The 747-nt window shown below is 48.1% G+C and carries 1 protein-coding gene; it reads left to right on the top strand.

All coding sequences use genetic code 11. The features are described 5' to 3' along the window. Positions 1-59: 59 nt before the first annotated feature. On the top strand, positions 60-747 hold a 688-nt coding region (locus J3U63_RS13230; RefSeq protein WP_267371856.1), incomplete at its 3' end, for a contractile injection system protein, VgrG/Pvc8 family.

Genomic DNA, 747 nt, shown 5'->3' with positions numbered 1-747 from the left:
TAGCCGATGTGGGGATTTGGTTTCGTTTTGAAACGCATGCTGAGCACAATTGTGATGTTATGGTCTTAAGTGATTACGAACAAGGTTATCAGCAGGCAAAGGATATCGACTACAAACTACCGAGTGGCACTTTAGATGCAGGCGTTGACAGTGTGTGGGATATGGGTTTACACAGTCAGATGGTTGAAGCGTCAGTTCAGGTGCAGGATTATAATTACCGGGATGCAGGCAGCAATTTACAAACGGAAGTGAACAGTCAGCCAACAAACGCGACGACGTATGGCACGAATTACCGTTATGAAGAGCACTATAAAGGATTGAATGATAATGGCACGGCTAATGCCGGTCGTGATAGCGATACAGCCAACCGTTTTGCGGCAGGGGAGCAAAATGGTAACCGCGAAGGTGACCAGGATAACAGCATTGAAAGTGGGACATGGTATGCGCGTATTCGTCATGAACAGGCAATCAGTAGTCAGGTAATCATCAGCGGTAAAAGTAACCGCTGTCAGCTAGTACCGGGTCAACGTATTCGCATAACAGGTAACCCGTTAGCCGATACGCAAGAGGGGTTTATCATTATAAGTGTGGCTGGGCACGGTAACCGCACGGATGCTTATGAAGTGGCATTTACCGCCATCCCGTATCAGGTATTAAAACCGTACCGCCCTAAACCGATAGCATGGCCACAAATCAGCGGCACCTTACCGGCACGGGTAACCAGTCCGGATAATGACACCTATGGTT

Origin of the sequence: Gilliamella sp. B2838, from assembly GCF_026536185.1 — a bacterium.
In the GTDB taxonomy this organism is placed as follows: Bacteria; Pseudomonadota; Gammaproteobacteria; order Enterobacterales; family Orbaceae; genus Gilliamella.
This window is presented reverse-complemented; position numbering and strand designations above follow the sequence as displayed.